Here is a 22171-nt window from a genome sequence, read left to right as displayed (position 1 = left end):
AAAATTAAACTTTGGTCGCACCAAACATTACAGGATCGAAACCTTCAGGCCAAACTGTCCATTCGTTATATATAGCACCAGTAAAAAAAGCACTTTCTATTCTTTTAACGTCAAAATTAACATTGCATAAATTAGCTCTTATGAAACTAGCACCACAAACATCTGCATTTTTCAGACCAGACGATGAAAGGTCTGCCTCGGTAAAGTCAGCCCCAACTGCTATAACATTTGAAAGATCCGCCCCCTTCATCTGCACGCCAACTAGTGTCGCGTTCATAAGAGCGGCACCATGCATTATTGCCCCATTCAATATAGAGTAATTAAAAGACGCATTTCTCAAATTCGAGTTTGTAAAATCCGCTCCCGAAACATCAAAATTGTCGAAAATTGCACGATGAAGCTCCAGCCCACTAAATATTGAATTAGCTAGACCATCCAAAGGCAAATCCAGGGTCTCACCTGTCTCAAAGCAGATAGTTATCATCTGTTCCCCCAATCTACCGGATCAATTTTTACATCTGATACAGGTTTGGTCTGTCCAGCTTTGCTGGGCGACAAGGTTCCTGGAGCCACCTCTGGACTTCGCCCTAATATTTTCGCAGCGATATAACGATGATTCCCATCAACAATTATATTGCCATCCATCTTAATTGGAGGAGCGACATCCCCCTTAAGAAGACGATCAACATATCTCTGAACCGCAGGTAATGAAACAAAATTTTGACCGCTAATAGCAGGATCACCTTGTAATGCTTTTTGAATGATCTCTGGCGTTACATCTGCCCCTTTAGAAACCAAAGGCCCCTGCACTGTCGCTTTTGTACCAATTGAAGCACCTGCCCTAGAAAGACCAGACACTTTAGTCAGAGTAAAATCAACCACCCCTTTACCCAACTGAGCCAAAGAACCAATCGCAACCTGGTTTTCAAGATCAGTGATAAACAAAGCAAAACCTGTCCATTGCGGGCTGTTAAGGTCTAATTTCTCCAGATCCTTACCATTCCACTCCTGCACATAGGCCTTGGCTTCATCACTGCTCATCACGTCCACGCCGACGTGACTTAGCCAATCCGGACGTTGGGTCGTCTCGATCCCGCCGAGCGCCAGTTCTTTATCCTCTCCCACCGCGAGCAGCGGATGGTCCTTCAACCTCCGGTCTACTTCCGCACTGCGTTCGTCACTGATCCGCTTCCATTTATCAATCACGCCCTGGCAATCAGGTTTACCGGATTTGCGGCAGTCAGAGAGTTCTTTATCAAAGGTTAACGATTGCTCTTGGCTCAGATAGTTGTTCTGAACCGCATTTGTACCCGCCTGCGCCCCCGTAACCGCCCCGCCCAGATCGCCTCCCGCAATCCCACCGGCCAGTCCTGCCGCCAAGCCGGACAACGCCGACACGGTCTCCTTCTGCTCCTGCGTCAGATCCGCCGTTGCCACTCCCGGATACATCTGGTGCGCAATGTACTCACCCGTCGCTGCGCCAGCCCCGCCGGCCAGTGCCGAGTTGCCTTGCGCCTGCGCTACCACCGCACCCAAGACCGCGTGAGCCATGGTGTTGAGGGCCGCGTTGTCTCCGGTGGTTTTTTTGATGACTTGGGCCAGGTACGGCGCCGACGCGCCGGCGATGGCGGAACCGATGTCACCGCCGACCAGGCCTTGCAAGGCTGCTGTTACGGCTTGGGCGACGCGGGGGTAGTCGCCGCCGACGCCGTAGTCGGCCATGATTTTTTTGTATGCGGCGCTGGCGTGGATCTGGTCGCTCGATGGGTTATCAATGTTTTGCCTGGCCAGTTCTTCGCGTGCCGCCTTGTTGGCGTTGAGTTCGCCCTGGGTCCGAACGATATCGACCGTTTGCGTGCCAATATCGGCGATAAGCTGCACCTGCCGCAGGCGTTTCTGCTCTTTCTCCTTATCGAAAATCGGGCTGATGCTGCCGTTGGCGTGTTCGACATCGTGGCTGAGCGTAGCGACGTCCTGCTGTTGTTTGGCAGGGTCGCGGATGTCGAGGGTGCCGTTGGAGATGGCCGAAGAGGTAGTGCCGCTATCGCTGTCGCCGTGGTTGAAGGCGATCAGGGTGCCGGTGGGCATGTTGCTGATGAAGGCGCCGGAGCCATCACTGCCCGTGCTGACGCTGGCGCTTTGCAGTTTGCTGCTGTACTCGGCCTTGTTCTTCAACACGCTCCAGCCGAGGGTACTGGTGCTCAGACGGTTTTTGTCTGACGTGGCGGTGCTGGCGATCACGCTGCCGTCGAGTTGGGTGTGGTTGCCCACGTCGACCTGGTAACCGCCCTTGCCGGCGAACAGGCCGGTTTGCTCCTGCACGCTTTGGTATTTGGAGTCGAGCTTGCTTTTGCTGACGCTGAGGTTGGCGCTGCCGCCTGAGCCGATGATGGCGTAGCTGACGCCGGCGCTCGCATCGGTCTGCCTGGACTTGTAGTTGTCGCTGTCTTGCAGACTTTGCAGCGTGAGGTCACGACCCACGGTGGCGGCGATTTTGTCTGCGCTGACCTGCGCGCCTTTGAGGGTCGTGTCGCGCCCGCTGGTCAGGTTGATCTGGTTGCCGGCGTCCAGCGTGGTCTCGGTCCAGGTGGTGCCGTTGCCTTTTTCGTTGCCTGTGCCTTTGTTGGCATTGGCGAAGATACTCAGCCCGCCGCCGTCGGAGCCTACGCCCAGGCTGATGCCCACCGCCCCGCCGCTGCTCTTGTTGTTGCCCTCGAGTTTCTGGTTGTTGGCTGCCGCTTCCAGGCGAATATCGCGCTCGGCTGCCAGTTGCATCTGGTTGCCGGCCTGCAGCTTGCTGCCTTGCACACGAATATCACCCGCGTCCCCGGGCGTGCCGTTGCCGTCGGCCACGATGGTGAGGTTGTTGCCGGCGGTGAGGCTGCTGCCCTGGCTGAGGGTTTGTTCCTGGGTCTGTTTGGACTCGGACTTTTGTGAGCCCAGGGAGAGGCTGATGCCCACGAACTGCGCGACGTTTCCGCCGTTGATGCCCCCGTCCTTCTGCGCCGCCTGCCACGCCTGCACACCGGTCAAGCCGGCCTTCACGCCTTGCAGCGCTGACAGGCGAGTGTCGTCCTCGTTCCTGGCCTGTTTGGCGGTCTGGTAGGCGCTGTCCACCGCGCTGCCCACGGTGCCGGACAACGCCAGGGTCAAGCCGCTGGATTTGCTCTTGGCGGTCTGCTCACTGCGGTTGTTGTTCTCGGACGCCAGGATGCTGACATTCTGCCCGGCCAGGCTGATGTCCTTGCCGGCCACCACGTCGGAGCCACGCAAGGTCAGGTCCTTGCCGGCCTGGATGTTCACGCTGCCCAGCACGCTGCCAACATTGCTGGCGCGGGTGGTTTCGGTGCTGCTGGTGGTGGTGTTTTTGTTGCTGCTGGAGCCTAGCGTGACGCCGATACCGCCGGTGCTCAGCAAGCCCGATTTTTTGACCGAGGACGAATGGCTCTGCTCGAAGCTTTCGGTGGCGCCGTCGATCAATACGTTGCGCCCGGCCTGCACGCTTGTGGCGTGGGTGGACACCACATCGCTGGCCGTGGTGCCGATGTCTCGACCGGCACTCACCACCACCGTGTCGCCGCTGATGGAAGAGCCTTGCTGGGCAATCTGGTTGCTGCTGTCGATGCGTGTCTTCTGGCTGCTGGAGAGCAACCCGCTGCTGGTCTTGGTTTTGCGGTAATAACTGTAGTCGCTGTTCTGCGCGGCGTTCAGCGCCAGGTCATTGCCGGCGTACAGGTACGCTTGCTGGCCGGCACTCGCGCGGCTGGCCGTGGCGGTCAGGTCGTTGCCGGCGCTCAGGGACAGGTTGTCGCCGGCCACCAGCGAGGTGCCCACCTGTTGAACGTGGTCCTCTTTGCTGGTGACCTTCTTCGAATTGAATGCCGAATGCTGCTCATTGGTGACCGCGCCGAGATTCACATTGCCCGTCGCCGCCATCGCCAAATCACGCGTGGCATTGAGCTGACTGCCCACCGCGCTGATATCGCGCCCCGCCACCACATGCAGATCCCGGCCCGCCTCGACCACCGAGCCCTGCTGGGCCAGGGTGCTGAAGCTCGAGCGGCTACCGATGTTGCCGCTGTTCAGGGTGTGCGAAGCGGTGACGTTGACGTCGCCCTTGGCCTGGACGATGGTGTCGGCGCCGCTCTTGAGTGCGCCGCCGACGTTGTTGATGTTGCCGCCCGCTTGCAGGGTGAGCGCGTTGGCCGACTCAATGCGCGCGGCGTTGTCGACGAAGTCGCTGCGTTCGGTGCGGTAACCGCTGGCGCTTTGGTGAGTGGTGACAGTGCGCTGGTTGAGCAGGTCGGCGCCGGCGGCGAGGTTGACGTCGCGGCCGGCAAGAATGCCGCCGGCACGGTTGCTGAGGGTGTTGCCGCTGAGCAGGTCGAGGCGCCCGCCGGCTTGCATCAGGCCACTGTTGGTGAGGTTGCCGCCGGCGCTGGCGAACAGGCTGCTGGTGGCGCGCAGGGTGCCGACGTTGTTGAGGTCGGCGCCGGCCATCAGGCTCAGATCGTTGCCGGAGATCAGTGCGCCGTTGGGCGCCAGGCGGTTGCTGGCCTGGGCCAGGTACAGCACGGGCACCAACACTTGCTGGCCGGCGACGGTGGCGTTTTCCAGCCAGACGATGTCATGGGTCAGCGCCGCGACCTGCTCGGCAGTAAGGCTCACGCCCACGGACAGGTTGAGCGCGGTTTTGCTGGCGACGGCGTTGTCCATCAGGCGCTGGTACAGGGCGGCGTCGCTGGTCAGGCCATCGATGAACCGCTGGCCGGTGCGGGCGAGTACGGCTTGCTGGATCAAGCGTTGTTCGTAGAAGCCGTCACCCAGGCGCTTTTGTGCCAGGTCCGGGTTGAAGCCCAGCTTGGCCAGCAGGTAATCCGACCCCAGGAACTGACGCATGTCGGTCAGCGCCGGGTTGGTTTCGATCAGGTACTTTTGCGGGTTGGCCGCGAACTGGCTGCTGGGCAGGCCGCTGGCGCCGGTGCCGTCGTTGAGGTGGAACAGGCCGTTCTGCCCGGTGGGCAAGCCAAAGCCCGGCAGGCCGAGGGGGTTGACCTGTTGCTGGGCGACGTCCGGCGGCAGTTGCGGGTTGAGGCTGACCAGGGTGGAGTAGCCCGGCGCGCGAGTGTCGGTTTTGACGCCGCTGCCCACGTAGGTGTAGCCGCCGCGCACCACGCTGTTGTCGATGCCGGCCTGGGCTTTCACATTGACGGCGCCGCCGGCCTGGATCACCGCTGCGTAACGCGGGTCGGAAGGCGCCAGCTCGGTGGTCTTGAGGGGCACCCACTCGCGCTCCATGGTGCCGATAAAGGCAGCCATGGCGGCCTCGACGCCGCTCATGTTGTTGGGGTCGTAATTCGCCCCGCCGATGGAATAACGCTGGTTGAACGCAGCCGCAGGCTCGGCCCAGATTTCCGGGTGACGGCTGCGCTCGGAGGCAAAAATACGTTCGCTGAGGGTGTCGTGGGTCACCAGGCCCACGTTGTTCAACTGGTTGACGACGGCAGTCAGGTTGCCGCCGGCGGCGATGCTACTGCTGCTGTTGAGCAGCTCGCCACCGGTCAGCAGCATGTTGCCGCCCGAGGTGATGCTGGACGCCGCGCTGGCTTGCGTCACGATCAAGTGCTCACGCTGGGCAATCAGGTACGGGCGGTTTTCCTTGCCGCCGTCACAGTCGCCGCCCGTGACATTGAAGATGCACGCGGTGGGCGTGATGGAAGCGCTGTAGATGCCCGATTCGCTGGTGAGCAGCGTGCGGATGTTCTGAAGGGTGCTGGCGGCGAGGGTCAGGTTGGCGTCGGTCTGGATCGTCGAGGAACTGTTGACGATGCTGTCGGCCAGGCCGCCCTGGCCGTCGCGGTCGATGCGCAGGTTGCCCAGGGCGTAAATGTTGGCGGCAAGGTTTTTCAGGCGCTCGACGCGCAGGCTCATGTCGCCGCCGCTGAAGATCAGGCCATTGTCATTGAGCAGGCTAGCGGCGGTGACGGTCGTGGCCCCGCCGCTGCCGAGGGTGCCGAGGTTGTTGACGGCTGCGGCGCGCAGGCTGAGGTCGGTGGCGGCGGTCATGCGGCCGCTGTTGTTGAGCGTGCCGCCCAGGGTGAGGTCGAGGGTGCCGTTACTGGCCACGGCGCCGGCGGTGGTCCAGTCCTGGCCGCTGCCCACCAGCCGGGTGCCGGCCAGCAGTTTGCCGCTGGCGGTCTGGTTGAGGGTGCCGACGTTGACGGTCAGGCGCTCGGCCTGGATCGTGCTGCTGTTGGTCCAACGGGCTTTGTCGAGGGTCAGGTCGCCGTGGCTGACCAGGCTGCCGCCAACCTCATCGAGGTTGATGCCGCTGAGATCGAACACGCCCCTGCCCACATGCAGCACGCTGCCGCCGGTGTTCTGGAACGCGCCAGCAGCAAGGCTCAACTCGTTGTTGGCCGCTTCCAGAGCGCCGCTGTTGCTCAACAGGCCGCCGATGACGTAACGCGTTTGACCGGCGCTGCCCAGTGCCCGCATCTGGCCGCTGTTGCTCAGGCTGGCGGCGCTCACATCCAGCGTGGTAGCGCTCTCGATCAAGCTGCGGTTGTTGAGTGCGCCGCGCAGACTGACGTCGATGGCCTGCCCGGCGATCTGCCCGGCGTTGTCAACGTCGCCGCCACGCAACGACACACGATTGCCGGCGAACACCGCGCCGGTGCCGTTGCTGAACTGGCCGGCGTCGATCAGCACGTCCCCGGCTCTGGACGACAGCCGACCACCGTTGTTGTCCAGGCTGCCGGCGCTGAGGGTGAGGCCGGCGTTTTCGCTGTGGATCAAACCGTTGCTGCCGTTCTGCAGCAGGCCTCTGGTGGTGACCGTCACGCCGTCGTTGGCGGCCAGGGTGCCGTTGTTCTGGTTGTCGAGGCTGTTGGCGAACAGGCTCAGCAGCCCCTGGCTCGCGAGCTTGCCGCCCTGGTTGTCGACATGGCCGGCGCGCTGGACCAGCAGCGGCCCGGCGCTGGCCAGCTTGCCGTTGCGGTTGATCAGGTCACCGAGCAGGTCGAGGGTGATGGCCGCGCCGCTGGTGAGGCTGCCGGCGCTGTTGTCCAGGGACTGGCCGTGCAGCGCGATGGCGCCGCTGCTGTCGATCGAGCCGCCGGCGCTGTTGTCGAGCAAGCCGCTGACGTTGAGGGTTTGCGCGCCGTCGCTGGAGATAATGCCGGCGTGGCGATTGTCGAGCTGGGCCGTGTTGACCACCAGCGCGTTATCGCTGAGCAGACGGCCCTGGTTCTGGTTATCCACAGCCGCCGCGTTCACCGTCAGCGCCTGTTTGGCGCTGAGGGTGCCGCCCTGGTTATTCAGAGTTTGGGCGACCGTGGCGGTGAGCGCGCGGTTGGCGATCAGCGTGCCGGTGTTGGTGATGCGCTGGGCGTTAAGGGTGACGTCGCCGCTGGCATTGCGGGTGTTGTCGGCGTTGACCCCGGCTTCGACGATGCCGTTGTTGGTCAACTGGCCGTTGCTGGCCAGGCTGATGCTGTCGCGGGCGGCGAGGGTTTTGCTATTTCTCAGCTCGCCGCGGGTTTGCGCCTTGAGCGTGCTACCGGCGTAGACCGCGCCTTTGGTCTCAAGGCTGGCCGCGTTGATGTTCACCGCGGCGCTGGCCGCCGCCTGGGCCATGCTCAAGTGGCCGTTGGCATCCAGCTGGATGTCGCCGCCGCTGGCCGCCAGCGTGCCGTCGAGCTTCACGCCCACGCCAGCCTCGGTGCCCACTAGTTTGATTGCACCGGCGTACATGCCGCCCAGGGCCGACGAGTCGATGGCCAGCTCCGGCTTGGCGCTGCCGTCATCGGCGCGCGGGGTGGCGTTTAAGGTTTTGGCGTCGACGTCATTGCGCCCGGCAATCACGTTCAACTCGCGTGCATTGATTTGCGCGTTGATTTTGGCGGTACGGGTGATGATCTCGAAACGGTCGACATTGCTCGCGTTCAGGCCCTGACCGTCGATGGTCACCGCGCCGCCGTCGACCTGATAGCGCTGCAACTGGCCGCTGGCATCGAGCACCGGCTTGCCGGTGGTCAGCGTCACGTTCGGCGTGTTGATGAAGCCGCAGCCGCTGCAGGTAACGCCATACGGGTTGGCCACGATCACCTTGGCCGACTGCCCCGCCACCTCGGTGTAACCGCGCAACTGGCTGGGGCTGCCGCCGTTGACCTCGTTGAGAATCACATTGGCCGCGCCGGCCTTGAGGTTAGGGTTGCCGACAATGATGCCGCCCAACTGCGTGTTCTGCAGCGGCGCGCTGGCGTTGTTGAGGATCACCCCATTGGGGCCGACGTTGTAGTCGCTGAACTGGTTATGGGACAGGCCGCTGCCATTGGGCGTGGCGATATTCACCACCGGCACGCCATTGCCCGCCTGGCCGACCGTAGTGCCGGGGCCGTTCACCACAATCCCCTCGGCCTGGGCCAGCAACGGCTGCCAGAACAGCAGGTTGGCCAGGATCAAAGCCAAGCCACGTTGGCACAGGCGTTTCAGGGCAAAGGCGGGGCGAGCGTCCATATTCAAAATCTCAAGGCGACGGAGCGATAGAGACTGTTCGATCCGTCGAAACTTATTGGGTGGCACACAGGCATCGAACTTGCCGGGTTGAGTGCAGGGCCGAGCGACTGGGCACGCAATTTTTTGACTAATAACAACTTCACATCAGCGTAAAGATGAAATTCCGGTTGTTGGACGCGTTATTCCGACAAGCGGCAGCTGTATTGAGGGCAGTTTGTTTGCGGGCTGATGATTAGTTGCCATTATTTAGCCAGCAAACTGCCGTCGAGATAGATTAGTACCGGGAAGGTTGGAAAAGTTCTTGGGGGGATTGTGAAACGGGTCGCAAATAGTGGAAGTCCCGTGACGCGGCCTTTGATGCCTTGCGCGGTTTTGATCGGGCGGCTTATAGTCCCGCCGTCGCTCAACAGAGCGATGGGATTTGGCGATCCGTAAACGAGTGCAAAAACGGTCTGCGTTTTTTTGCAGGCATTTTTGCACCCGCAAAGTCGTGTTATGGCGGCTGTGCGCGGGAGACCTTCGGGTCTGCCGGTTACTCGTTTCCGGTTCGCCAACCTGCGCACAGCTGCCACCTGACTCGTTTGGCGACGATGGGGTGATGGCTTTCATACCATCAAAACGAGACTTCACATGAATAGATACATGCCTCTTACCGGCCACGACTGCACCGTCCCAGCGCTGATTATCGACACCCAGGCACCGCTGGATGTACTCCACGACGCCGCCGTATACCGCATCCGCGCTGTTACCCAATTGCTGGAGAACCTGGCGTTTCGCGATCAATTGAGCAGCGATGCGGTGGTGCTGCAAGATTTTGCGCAGTTGCTGGCAACTCCGCTGCGCGATGGGTGTGATGTGTTGGATGTGATCAGTCGCGGGCTTAATGCGGATCCGGTCTGAGTGAAAGTCGGGCGGCCGTAGTGTCGCCCGTTTTATGCGTGAGCAGTACAACCAAATAAATTCGTCCCTTTTTTCATCCCGGAATTCTGAGCTCTGAAATCAGATCTAAGAATTCAGACTTAGTCAGCTCAAACGCTTTCCCTTCTTCCATTGCCATCAATGAGAGAAGTATTCGATCTTCCGGATGAGTAATTTCTTACCCATGATGCTGATAAATTTCAAACGCAAATTTAGAAATGCTGAATACGTCGAAATCTGCGGACAGTTTCTTCTCAAGATCATTAGCTATGATCATATCGTGTGTACATTAATGCCCAACCTTCAACTCTGCAACTGCAAGGAAAACCAAACAAAACGGACAGATTTATTAAACCACTTTCTACTATCAACTCAAATTAAAATAAAACTCTCCTTTTTCATTCTAGAATATATAACAATTTTCAAGGTAACTAGTTTCATGCTGCCATGAGACTATCTTACTTTCGGGCGATACAAGTACCGAATAGCGGCAATCTCTGGCCCAAGTTATAGATTAGCGTGCAAAGCTGCTTTCCTTTGTTAACCTATCGAACGTTTTATCGTTGTTGGCGGGAGACCAAAACGGATCAGTACATGTATGTGGCGTGCTGGAGCAAATGCTGTATACGTGAGAATCAAAGCTGGACCCGATCCATCTATGCTTACTGGACAGCCACACTGAGCGCGAGGGCGCGCATCCCGCGACCAAAAACATAAATACCATTGCGACGATAACTTCGCTCATGCTTTTTCTCCGCTTCAGAAAGCAGCTAAAATACATAACATCCTTTTACGTTAGAGGTTTCGTACCTCCATGACTTTATTGACCGATCGACAGCGACAAAAACCGAATATCGACAATCCCTAATCCAGGTTATGTAATACCGCTTGCCTCTGCTTTCATCAACAACCTTATCAAACGTCCGCTTATTATTTACAGGCGACCAATATGAGTCGCCACATCCTCGTGTGCAGTGCTTGTAAAGGTGGGAATCGAACTGAGTACCTACCCTGAGGTTCATTCCATTTTCCCAATTGGAACGGGAAGGTGCGCAGCCAATTAAGGCTACCAACAATAAGATCAGTAACCATATATAAACTTTCACAATTTTCTTCCATTCAATAAAAAGGGGGAATAAAAGGATATATTATTTAATTTTCTTCATCCATGACAGCGTCAAAATGCCTATCCCAACAGGGATCGCGTAAGCGAAAACACCCGGAAACAGATCTGCAATATCAGCCCAACCAAAATTCCAAACTCCAATTTTTGAATAACTAACCAGCGAACCTATAAACTTTCCAATAACCCCTATCAAAAAAAACAAAAAAACCACATAAATCAATAGCAATGAAAATGCCTGTAATCTGGACTTTGGTTTAATAACTTTTTCTCTCCTGCAGCACTATTAATTTCCGGATCTCGCCATCATGTACATTTAACAAAAGATAAAAGCACAGCATTAGCCGTTGGACAGAGATACGGAAAACCTGTGACCTCATAATTGACTCTCTAAAAATGCATCAAAACGGCTTAGCTTTTTATCTAGCTGAAAATGGTATATGGCTAACAACCCACGTTCCGCCACAATATATTATGCAGGAACAAGGAAGCTCCATCTAGCATAACGGTCTGGATACACGCACCTTATAGCTTAGGTTTACCGAACACCTAACTCTCAGAGTAAATCTTTTCACTCCAAAGAAAAAGTTTTAGCTATCACATATACAGCGACACCTACAGAATGGAAAAACAATCTATAATGAGTATAATCGGAGATACCAGACTTTTCTTTATCTATATCTACCATCTCTGAGCAACCATACTCGACCAAACAATTAAGAAGCTCTATGCCTTCATCACTTGAACAGCTAAAGGGGCTGTACCCAGGGAACGGCAACTTATAAAAGTATTTTGCCTTTTTAAATCGAAACGTTTTTTTTCGTCGGAACCCCCATCATCGGGCTCAAAAAAAATTTATGATCAGTTCTGTTCCTTCATAAAGTATTTCAATACTACTCTCACCATCGAGGGGCAGAAAACTATTCATATCAACAAGCTTTTTAGGACTAGATAATTTCATTTTGTTTATTTTCTCGCCTTCTCTACAGAGCCTTCATAGTTTTTATTTCCCGCCTTTGCAAATTTAACTATGAGAATATTTCGGGAAAGTCCAAAACGATAACAGTCCGGTGATTAACGCGCTTCCAAAAAAAGCAATTGAAGCAGGAAGCACGCTGTCCACAAAGCTGTAATCATAACTATTACGAAGCAAGTAAAAGTCCGCCAAAAACATCCAAAACGAAGCAACCACAGCTCCGCAGATCGAAACATTCCGGCAAGCTTTAAAAGTTTTAGCTGGCTTAAAAAAACTTATACAACATGCAAATACAAGGGAAGGAATAAAAAACACTAACTGCGTAAAAAACGGAGCAGTCAACAGGATTGAAAACGCTTCTCCCCCTCTGACTTGCCCCAGCAAACGAGCATCACTAAACAGACCTATCAGCATAATGATAAGAGAAATTGGCCCTATGATTAGACCTGCGAGAAAAGGACAAAATAAAAATACGAAAAATATTTTTATTGTCGGGTATTTCTTGACACTCATGGCGCGCACCCTTGGCTTGCTGAATAACCGAGCAACTTACATCCAAACTTAACTCTTGACTTATAATCCAAGATATCAACACCACCCTCTATGCGCTGGGTTTCCACAAAAGGGATATATTTCATAAAACCATCGACGCTGGTGGCTTCCTTGGTCAGTTCTACAAACCGCGTATGATCCTGCAAGTATGCTTCATGAATAGGCTGGAGAGTTGCCTGCTCATTTTTTAGCTGATTTATATCCCACGCTACTGGGTCGGTCGCCTTTTTATCGTAAAGGGCTTTAAAGTTATCGTAACCGCCAGCCATAAGAGCATCTCCTGCCGCCTTGCGCCAGTCATACACAGGTGCTAACGCCCATCCCGCTCCAAAGGTCAAATATGACGCATTCCCGTCCGCCCCCAGCCCGGTAATAGGTGCACGCGAAACAGTATCTGCGCCTCCAAACCATTTTGCACCAATACCCAATTGATGTTCATAGGTATCACTGGCACTAAAAAAGTTTGCTCGATTATCAATTGTATTGAAATAGGATACAAAGGAGCCTTTTCCTTCCTCGGTATTATATAAATAATCGAATGTGTTTTTTGATGAGCGCTCAACGTCTTCGTGCATCACATTCCATGCATCTTTAATAGCAGTATACTTTATTGCAGAGCTCACTGCCGTCCGGCAGCTATCGCTACCGGGGTTTTTGGAGCATATATCGTTCATTTCGTCATCCAAAAACTTACTTAGTCTTTCAGCCTCTGTTTTCGCAGCAGTTTTTTCAGCGTCTGTCGAGCAGGTCCTACCCGATATGCAATCTCTGACTTCATCAAATTTTTGATGGGTTAAGTAATTAAACGTAGTCGCCTTTTGTGCTACCTGTGCGCCCTTTTCCAGGTCGCCATCTACCGCAGCCGCGGCCACCAAACCGGTCAGCTGTGAAAGCATTAACATGATGTCTTTATTATCTTGGGCTGCCCAAGCTAACTGATTAATTAACGCTTCGTTCAATCCTGCAGCCGCAGCCCCAGTTTTGAAATCACTGCCCGTCGCTTCAGCCAGCAATCCCCCCATCAAAGCATGCGCAATAATCTTCTGAGGACTCCCATTAGGGAACGTGACGTAATCACCCACCCAATTAAACCCGGTAGCCATGGCAACGTTGCCAGCCTCTCCCAGCAAGGCAGCATTGAAATTGTCGCCGAAACTTCCACCTTGGACGGCCGTTGAAATCCCGCTAGAGATTACCGCCCGGCCTCCCGTACGCAGCGCGATATCACCCGCTGACGTCCAGGTGAAAATATCTTTGGAAGAGTTAGTAACCGCCAAGGTTGAGCCCGTACTTGGGGTAACACCTTGGACGGTAGTTGTGCCTGCACCTGCGCCGTCAGCACCAGCGAACCAGTTGGTGTCGGCATACTCAAGGGCACCCGCCGTAAACCCAGCGACTGCTGCGCTTTTCAGGCTATTGGCGCTGGCCGTTTCCTTAAGCGCTGCACCTAAATTGCCCTTGTTGTTGATGGTGCTGGTGACTGCCGTCGTACTCAGGCTGGTGCTCACCGCTAGGGTGGCGCCCTGCAACCCGAATCCTACCGGCCCCATAATCGCCGCCATCATGATCGCAATCGCAATCTTGGCACCGGCGCCCAACCCTGAGTTGTCGTACTTGAAGCTCTCGTGAATCTCTTTCACCTGGCGCCAATCAATGTCGCCACGTGCCTCAGCTTGCTTGAGCCAGGCTAAATTAGGATCAGCCTTGACCATCGCATCAACGGTCTGGCTTACGGTCTGCTGATCGACCTGTTTAACATCGATACGAATGCCTTCGGCGGCCTTAATGACAAGCTGTCCTTGGGCAACCAACTCGCTCTGACGCAAGGTTTCATCGGTGTTTCCTTTACCCTTGGCACTGAACCAGGAGAGGTCGCTTTTGCTTTTGGTATGGCTCTCATCGTGCAGGTCCTTTACCCCTTCAAAGACGACTGCACCGCCGCTATCGAGGATCATGTCCTTACCGCTGTTGAGCTTGGCGACTTGGTACAACTGGTCGCCGCCACTTTTCAGAACTAGGTTGCCACCCGTCTTGATCTCGGTACCTACCTGAGTGGTACGAGTAACTTCATCCATCTGCGCCTTTTTAGCGCCCCAGCTTCCTTTCTCCTTCATGTCATACAACGTGTGCGTACTGTCCTGCGCCGCCAACAAACTCAACTTATCCCCGCTATACAGATAAGCCTCATTCCCCGCACTGATCTTGCTCGCAACAATCGTCGTGTCACGCCCGGCCTGGCTGACAAAATCCCCACCCGCCGTCAGTACGCTCGCCACTTGGGTGGTCTGGTCGTCCGAGGTCTTGATGCGTTTCTTGCCGTGTTTCTCCTTGCCTTCGACGTTGTGCATGTCGCTGACCGACGCGACGTTGAAGTCGCGTCCGGCTTCGACCGTGAGGTCTTTGCCGGCGGTGGCGCTGCTGCCGATGATGTTGACGTCCTGCCCCGCTTTCATCGTCAGGTTGCCGCCCGCCGTGACGCTGGCGGCGAGGTTTTTGACGTCGGTGGTGATGCTGGATTTTTCGCCGCCGTCACGGATCTCGTGTTTGACGCTGGTGTCGCTGGCGGCGATCAGGTTGAGGTCGCGGCCGGCGCGCAGGGTGGCGTCGTTGCCGGCGACCAGTGCGCCTCGGTTGGTGAGGTCGCGGCCGGCGTCCATGGCGAGATTTTCGCGGGCGACGATGGTGCCGGCGCTGGTGTCGGTGAGGGTGCGCATGCCGGCACCGTCACGCACCTGGATGGCGGTGGTGTCGTTGGTGATGTCGCCTTTGAGGGCGGCGAGGCTGACTTGTTTGCCGCGAATTTCGCCGGCCATGGCGTTGCGGATGCTGTCGTCGGCCAGCAGGCTCAGGTTATTGCCGGCTTCCACGAGGCCGCCGGTGTAAATGCTGCCGCCACGGCTGGCGGCGGTGAGGTTGTTGCTGGCGCGCAGGGTGCCGACGTTGATGAGGTCGCCGCCGGTGACCAGGTTGAGGTCGCGGCCTTGGATCAGACTGTTGCCGCGCACGTTGCGCGATTCGGCCTGGGCCAGGTAAAGCACGGGCACCAGGACGGTCTGGCCGTCGATAACGCGGTTTTCCATCCACACGATGTCGTGGGTCAGGGCACCGACTTGCTGGCTGGTGAGGGTGACGCCCAGGCTCAGGCGCAGGGCATCCTTGCTGGCCAGCGCGTTGTCCATCAGGTAGCGGAACTGGTCGGCGTCGCTGTAGAGGCCGCCGGCGAGGAAGCGTTGGCCGGTTTGCGCGAGCACGGCGTCGCGGATCAGGCGGGTTTCGTACTGGCCGTCACCGAGGCGGCGCCAGGCGTTGTCGCCGGTGAAGCCGAGTTTGCCGAGCATGTAGTCGGAGCTGAAGAAGCCCGACAGCGAGGTGAACTCGCGGTTGGTCTCGATCAGATAACGGCTGGTCGGGTCGGGATTTTTGACGAACAGGCCGTATTCGCCCTTGGGCAGCTGGAAGTTCGGCGCGGTGGTGGGATCGACCGGGGCGAAGGCGGTGCCGGTGTAGTCCACGGGCACGAAGCCGCCGCCGGGGGCGACGGCAGCCACTGGCAATACGCTGCCGGCTGCTTGGGCACTTGGGTCGTTGGCGTGTTTGCTCAGGTTGATGTTGATGCCACCGACCGGGATGCCGGTCTGGTCATCGCCCAGGCGTCCGGTGAGTTGGGCCAGGGTGTTGTCGTGCAGCGTGCCGTTTTGCAGGGTGCGGGTGACGTTGAGGTTGACGGTGCCGCCAGCTTGCAGGGTGGCGTCGTAGCCGGGGCCGCTGTTGTCGGTCCAGGTGGTGACGTCGCTTATGTAGGCGAAAGGAAAGCTATTGGGTGAGCGGTTTTTCAGCTCTTCGAAGCGCGCCTTATCGAAATGCCCAGCCGCCGTGGCCGCATTAAAAGCGGGAACGTCGACATGTTGCATGCTTTCAAACAAATCGTCGGAAATGCGACCTGGCGTGCTGACGACAATCTTGCGCTGCCCTGTGCGCGTGGCGGCGCCCTGGTTGAGCAGGTCACCGGCGGTGATACTCAGGTCGCCATTGGCAGCCATCAGGCTGTAGCGGTTCTGCACATTGTCGCCTTGCAGCAGCATGTTTTTGCCAGCCACCAGGCGCGCCGCCACCGAATCTTTGGTCGCCGCCTCAAGGTACGTCTCGTAGATGGTGATCAGGCCTTTTTCCCAGCTGTCTTTCTCACCGCAGTGCTGGCCACAGACCCAACTCAAGCTGCCTGTGGTCAGCGTCTGCCCGAGTTCGAACTCATCTTTGGCGTTTTCGATAAAGCCTGCATTGATGCCGATCGAGCCTTCGCTTTCCACGGTGCCGGAGCGGTTGCTGAACAGCACGGCACGCCCGCCATCCTGTGCGGCGAAGCTCAAGTTGCCCTTGCTGTAGACATCGCCATAGAGGTTGCTGAAACCATTGCTGCGCAGGGTCATGTCGCCGCCGCTGAACAACAGCGAATCGGCAGCATTGGTGATGCCGTTGACGGCAGTGAGGTTCAGCGCACCCTGGGCACCGAGGGTGCCACGGTTGTTGAGCTGTGCGGCGGCGATATCCAGCTGCTGGCGCGCCGTGAGGAAGCCGAGGTTGTCCAGGGTGCCGCTCAGGTTAAGCCGCGTATTGACGGCCGCCAGACGCCCGCCGTTCTGGCTGAGGTTATTGGCCGTCACCGTCAGGTTTTGCAGGGCCGAGACGCGGCCGCTGTTGGTGATGTCGCCACCGGTGGTGATGCTCAGGTCACCGTCGCTGAGCAGTTCGCCGCCGTTGTCCAGACTGGCTACGTCAAGCACCAGGCCCTTGCCGCTGGCCAGGCGGTCGCCCGCCTTGAGGGCCAGGCCCTGAGCGCTTTTGTAGGTGAGCGCTTCGTTGAGCTGCACGCTGCCCAAACCGTCGACCTTGCCGAAGGCCCAATCGGCGGTGCCCATGCCGTTGATGCGGCCCAGACTGCCGCTAAGGCTGGCGGTGTTGAGGTGGAACAGGCCCAGGCCCGCGTGCTGCACCTGGCCGGACTGGTTGTTCAGGCTGGCAGCATCGAGGCTGAAGGCGGTGCTGCCGAATTCGAGGGCGCCGTTCTGGTTGTTGACCGCGCCGCTGAGGTTGAGGCTGCTGCTCGCCCCGCCCAGCGCGCGCAGTTGGCCGCCGGCGCTGTTGTCGAGGTTGCCGCCGCTGAGGGTCAGGCCCTGGTTGGCTTCGATCAGGCCGCCACGGTTGTTCAGGGTGTCGCGTGAGGTCAGGGCGATCCGGTTGCCGCTGATCTGGCCGTTGCCACTGTTGTCGAGAGTGGCACCGCTGACGGTCACCTGCTCTTTGCCGAACAGCTTGCCGCCGGTGTTGACCAGCGCTTGGACCGTCAATTGCAGGTCGCCCACCAGGCTCGCCATCAGGCCGTCGCCGCTGTTGTCGGCCTTGGCAGCGGTCACGTTGAGCGTGTCGCCTTGCACCGTGCCGCCCTGGTTGTCGAGGGTTGCGGTGTTCAGTTCCGTCAGGGCGCCGCCGCTGAGGATCAGGCCTTTGCGGTTGCTCACGTCCTGGCCGTTGTAGCTCAGGCCCTGGTTGCCGGCCAGCAGTTGGCCGGCGTCGTTGTTCAGGTGCTGGGCGGCGATGTCCAGGCGCTTGCCGCGCAGGGTGCCGGCGTTGTTGTTGAGGGTGGTGAGTTGCTTGACCAGTACGCTGCGCTCGCCGGCATCGATGACGCCGTCGACGTTGGTCAACAGGTCGCTGACGTTGAAGGTGATATCACCGCCATTGCTGACCAGCGCGCCCTTGCTGCTGTTGTTCAGGGTTTGCGCGGTCACTTCGACGCTGTTGCCGAGCAGGATGCCAGCGCTGTTGTCCAGGCGCTCTCCTTGTAGCTGCAGCAGGCCTTCGCTCTGGATGCGGCCCTGGGCGTTGAGCAACTGGCCGGGGCCCTTGAGCAGCAGGCTCACGCCCTGGGCGCCACCGGCGAGCAGGCCGGCCGCGCGGTTGTCGAGGCCCGAGGCGCGCACGTCGAGTTGGTCACCCAGCACGCGGCCGCCACGGTTGTCGATCTGCCCGCCACTCACATTCAGCAGCAGTTGCTTGCCGGTGATCACGCCGCTCTGGTTGTCCAGGTTCGCGGCGCCCAGTTGCACGTTGCCCTGCCCGGCCTGCAAGCGGCCCAGGGCGTTGTTGAGCTGTTGCGCGACGGCGAGGGTGAGCGTGCCGGTGTTGGCGCTCAACACGCCATCGGCGTTGCTGCTGAGCGTGCCGGCGGTGAGGTTGAGGTCAGTGGCGGCCTGTGCAAAACCCTGGCTGTTGTTGAAGGCGTTGGTGGCGTTGAGGTTAAGTACGCCGCTGTCGGCTTGCAGCAGGCCCTTGAGGCTGTTGTCGATGTTGCCGGCGTTTACCGTAAGCGCGTTGCCCAGCAGCACGCCGTTCTGGTTGTTCAGATTGCCTGCGTTCACCGTCACCTGGCTGGCGACGATTTGCCCACCGCTGTTGTTTAGCTCGGTGCTGTTGAGCGCCAGGCTGCCGCCGGACATTTCGATGCGGCCCTGGCGGTTGTCCAGGTTTGCGCTGGTGAGCGTGGCGGCCTGGCCGTCACCAAAGCGGATCAAACCGCCAAGGTTGACGATGGCCGGCGCGTCGACCACCAGCGCCTGCTCGCCGAACAGACGCGCGGTGGCGCCCTGGTTGCTGACGCTGGCGCTGCTGACGTTGACCGTTTTGGCCTGGATGATTGCGCCCTGGTTGGTCAGCGCCTGCGCGGCGGTGATCGCCAGTGCACGGCTGGCCAGGAGGTTGCCGCTGGTGTTGACGGTTTGCGCGTTGATCGTCAGATCGCCGCTGCTGTTGCGGCTGTTGTCGGGGGCGACGCCGGCTTCGATGATGCCGGCGTTGGTGAGGTTGGCCGCCGTGAGGTCGATGCGTTGGCCGGCGGCGATGCTCTTGCGGTTGACCAGGGCCTGGGCGCTGGTCACCTGCACATTGCCGGTGGCGTAGACCTTGTCGGTGAGGTCGACCGACTGCGCGGTGACCTTGACGTTGCCGGTGGCGGCCGCCTGCGCCATGCTCAGTCGGCCGTTGGCGTCCAGTTGGATGTCGCCGCCGCTGGCGGCCAGGGTGCCGTCGAGCTTCACGCCCACGCCAGCTTCGGTGCCCACCAGTTTGATTGCACCGGCATACATGCCGCCCAGGGCCGAAGAGTCGATGGCCAGCTCGGGCTTGGCGCTGCCGTCGTCGGCGCGCGGGGTGGCGTTCAGGGTGTTGGCGTCGACGTCGTTGCGACCGGCGATCACGTTCAGCTCACGCGCGTTGATCTGCGCGTTGATTTTGGCCGTGCGGGTGATGATTTCGAAGCGGTCGACGTTGCTCGCGTTGAGGCCTTCGCCGTCGATGGTCACGGCGCCGCCGTCGACCTGGTAGCGCTGCAGTTGACCGTTTGCGTCGAGCACCGGCTTGCCGGTGGTGAGGGTCACGTTGGGCGTGTTGATAAAGCCGCAGCCGCTGCAGGTAACGCCGTAAGGGTTGGCCACGATGACCTTGGCCGATTGCCCCGCCACTTCGGTGTAACCGCGCAACTGGCTGGGGCTGCCGCCATTGACTTCGTTGAGGATGACGCTGGCCGCGCCGCCCTTGAGGTTCGGGTTGCCGACGATAAAGCCGCCCAATTGGGTGTTGGTCGCCGCACCATTAGCGTTGTTGAGGATGACGCCGTTGGGGCCGACGTTGTAGTCGCTGTACTGGTTATGGGACAAGCCCGCGCCATTGGGCGTGGCGATGTTCACCACGGGCACGCCATTGCCCGCCTGGCCGACCGTGGTGCCGGGTGCGCTCACCACGATGCCCTCGGCCTGTGCCAGCAACGGCTGCCAGAACAGCGCGTTGGCCAGGATCAGCGCCAGCCCGCGCTTGGGCAGGCCGAGGAACGCGTCTCGGCGTTTCAGGGCAGCAGAAGGTTGGCGGGCCAGGAAGGCAAATTGGCGAACATCCATTTCAAAATTCTCGTTGCAGCGGGGCGTTTAATTACAGGAAGAAATCCAGGCGGAAGTAGATCGGCGCTTCGCGCTCGGTGACGACGCCAGGTCGTTCTAAAGAGTGGGCAAAGGTCACGCTGGTGCTGACGTTTTTGCCACGGGCGAACAGCTCCAGGGAGTTGCTGGACACCCGGCCGTGGTTGTCGTCGTTGTAGCGGTCGTTGGTGATCACGCCCTGGTCGTAGCCGACACTGGCCCCATATTCGGCAAAAGCCGGGCGCATCCAGTCGAGGGTCACCGGGCGTGCCCAGCGCACTTCGTTGCGCCAGTAGCCGCCGCTGTCGCCGGTCAGCAGTTGGTCCTTGAAGCCGCGCACCGAGGCCGAGCCGCCGAGGCTCATGCGTTGCGGCGAGAACAGGATGTCTTCGCTGCGTTGGCCGGTGGCCAGGCTGCTGAAGCTGAACGACTCGCCCCACAGGCTGAACGGTTGCAGGTAGCTGACGGTGGCGGTGTATTTGCGGTAGCGCGAATTGGGCTGGCGCCGGCCAAGCGGGTCGCGTTCCTCCTGGGACTGGGCGTCGAACAGGCCGATGCCGTTTTGCATGCCCAGGTCCAGGTTGACGAACGCGGTGCCAATACGCCGCCCATGGTTGATGCCCAGTTGCAGTTCGCTGAGGCGGTTGCTGCTGGGCGCGGTGCGCACGTCGAGGATGTAGTTGTTGGTGCGCAGGTGCGCCAGGCCGACGTTGACCGAGGTCTTGCTCACGTCATCGCGGTGGATCACTCGCTCGGCGCGCAGTTGGTGGTTCTGGTTGTCACCGTCCTGCTTGAACTTGAAATTGTCGGTCACGCCGAAGGTGCGGTAGTCGCTCTCGCTGTAGGTGTAGCTGAAGTTCCACCAGCCCCACGGCACGTTGTAGTAGAGCATGGTGTTCTTCGAGGTTTTCTGGTGGTCGCTGATCGCGTCGTGGCCGCCGCGCAGAATCAGTTGGTCGGCCAGGCCCAGCGGGCTGTCCCACTCAAGGCCGGCGCCCCATTGCTGCTCGCCGGTGCTCTTCTGGCCATCGTTGTTACGCGACAGGCTGGCGCGCCAGGGCTTTTGCGGGGTGTTCTTGACCACCACGTCGCTACCGCCGATCTGCTGGCCGGGGGTCAGTTCCATTTGCGCTTGTTTGGACGGCAGGCGGTTGAGCTGGTCCACCAGTTGCTCGACTTCGCGCAGGTTCAGCGGCTCGCCGAGTTTGCCGGGAAAGGCCATGGCCAGCTCGCGGTCGGTCACCGTGCTGCCTTCGGCACTTTTGAGGGCTTCGAGTTTGCCTTCGACCACCAGCACCTGCAGGTGGCCGCTGGAGAGGTCTTGTTGCGGCAGGTAGGCGCGACTGGTGACGCGGCCTTTGGCGATGTAGTAGTCAGTGATGACCTTGAGCAGTTCATTGAGCTGCGACACGCCCAGGCACTGGCCAAGGTAGGGCTTGAGCAGCATGGCGCGGTCGCTGGCGGGCAGGCTGTCGGCGCCTTTGAGCTCGATGTCCTGGATCGGAAAGCAACGGCTGTCGGCGGGCGCGGCCGGAGCATCAGGCTTGGCCTCTTTGCCGGGCAGGTCCTTGAGTTCCTGCAGGCGCCGCTGCTGTTCTTCGAGCAGGCGGTTCTGCCGATCGCGGATCAGGTCTTGATCCCCAGGCGTGGGAGCGGCGAACGCGCTGTTCTGGCTCATACAAGAGAGCAGGAGGGTGCACAGCAACAACCGAATCCGGGGCGATAAGGACATGTTCGATCCATCGAAAATCAAGGGTCGGCAAACTACCATCGAAGCGGCGTCAATCCAATGAATGGGATTTGACGGCACGCGGCACCGGCAGAGTTGCAACATCTTGATAAATAAAAATAAAAAACGTAATCGTGCCGTGACTGAAACGATTATTCCGACAGACGGATACGCTTTTGATTATGAATCGGCTGATAACCAATGACTGCCACTAAATAGCCATTATGAAATTGCCGAGCTAGGGCTTAGTACCGAAGGATGCCGATAAGTTCGCGAGGGGAGTGTGAATTGGATCGCATAAATGGCAATTGCAGAGGTGATTCAGCTGTGCTGATTACTCTGGGAGGGTACGTGTTGTGGCGAGCGGGCTTGCCCCGCGTTGGGGTGCG

At 58.7% G+C, this 22171-nt stretch carries 6 protein-coding genes and 1 pseudogene; 2 read left to right on the top strand and 5 right to left on the bottom strand.

Going from position 1 to position 22171, the window contains the following annotated elements; genetic code table 11:
• Positions 1-4: 4 nt before the first annotated feature.
• Together RHM60_RS17165 and RHM60_RS17160 are read right to left on the bottom strand one after the other, a co-directional pair.
• The gene (locus RHM60_RS17165) at positions 5-484 is read right to left on the bottom strand and encodes a pentapeptide repeat-containing protein (RefSeq protein ID WP_322212270.1); all 480 of its coding nucleotides are present in this window, start codon (positions 482-484) and stop codon (positions 5-7) included.
• Entirely contained in the window at positions 481-8520 is an 8040-nt protein-coding gene (locus RHM60_RS17160) for a hemagglutinin repeat-containing protein (RefSeq protein ID WP_322212269.1), read from the bottom strand. Before RHM60_RS17160 ends, RHM60_RS17165 begins: the two co-directional genes overlap by 4 nt.
• Positions 8521-9162: 642 nt before the next feature.
• Between RHM60_RS17160 and RHM60_RS17155 the strand changes: the two genes are divergently transcribed.
• Positions 9163-9420 (top strand): hypothetical protein, encoded by a 258-nt coding sequence (locus RHM60_RS17155; protein ID WP_231423649.1) that lies wholly within the window; start codon positions 9163-9165, stop codon positions 9418-9420.
• A 1427-nt stretch (positions 9421-10847) separates the two neighbouring features.
• Positions 10848-11062: pseudogene (locus RHM60_RS17150) on the top strand (RNA 2'-phosphotransferase); the annotation flags it as partial.
• 523 nt (positions 11063-11585) lie between these two features.
• Here the strand turns inward: RHM60_RS17150 and RHM60_RS17145 are convergent.
• From RHM60_RS17145 to RHM60_RS17135, 3 genes are read right to left on the bottom strand one after another with little or no spacing between them, the layout of a single operon-like run.
• Positions 11586-12050, bottom strand: a complete 465-nt coding sequence (locus RHM60_RS17145; protein ID WP_322212268.1) for a hypothetical protein — start codon at positions 12048-12050, stop codon at positions 11586-11588.
• Positions 12047-20035, bottom strand: a complete 7989-nt coding sequence (locus RHM60_RS17140) for a DUF637 domain-containing protein (RefSeq protein WP_322212267.1) — start codon at positions 20033-20035, stop codon at positions 12047-12049. Before RHM60_RS17140 ends, RHM60_RS17145 begins: the two co-directional genes overlap by 4 nt.
• Before the next feature lie 31 nt (positions 20036-20066).
• The gene (locus tag RHM60_RS17135; RefSeq protein ID WP_269325507.1) at positions 20067-21785 is read right to left on the bottom strand and encodes a ShlB/FhaC/HecB family hemolysin secretion/activation protein; all 1719 of its coding nucleotides are present in this window, start codon (positions 21783-21785) and stop codon (positions 20067-20069) included.
• Between the last annotated feature and the right edge of the window lie 386 nt (positions 21786-22171).

The sequence above is a fragment of the Pseudomonas sp. MH9.3 genome (assembly GCF_034354675.1).
Classification (GTDB): domain Bacteria; phylum Pseudomonadota; class Gammaproteobacteria; order Pseudomonadales; family Pseudomonadaceae; genus Aquipseudomonas.
Note: the sequence above shows the minus strand (reverse complement) of the source record. Positions and strands in the feature narration are given on the sequence as shown.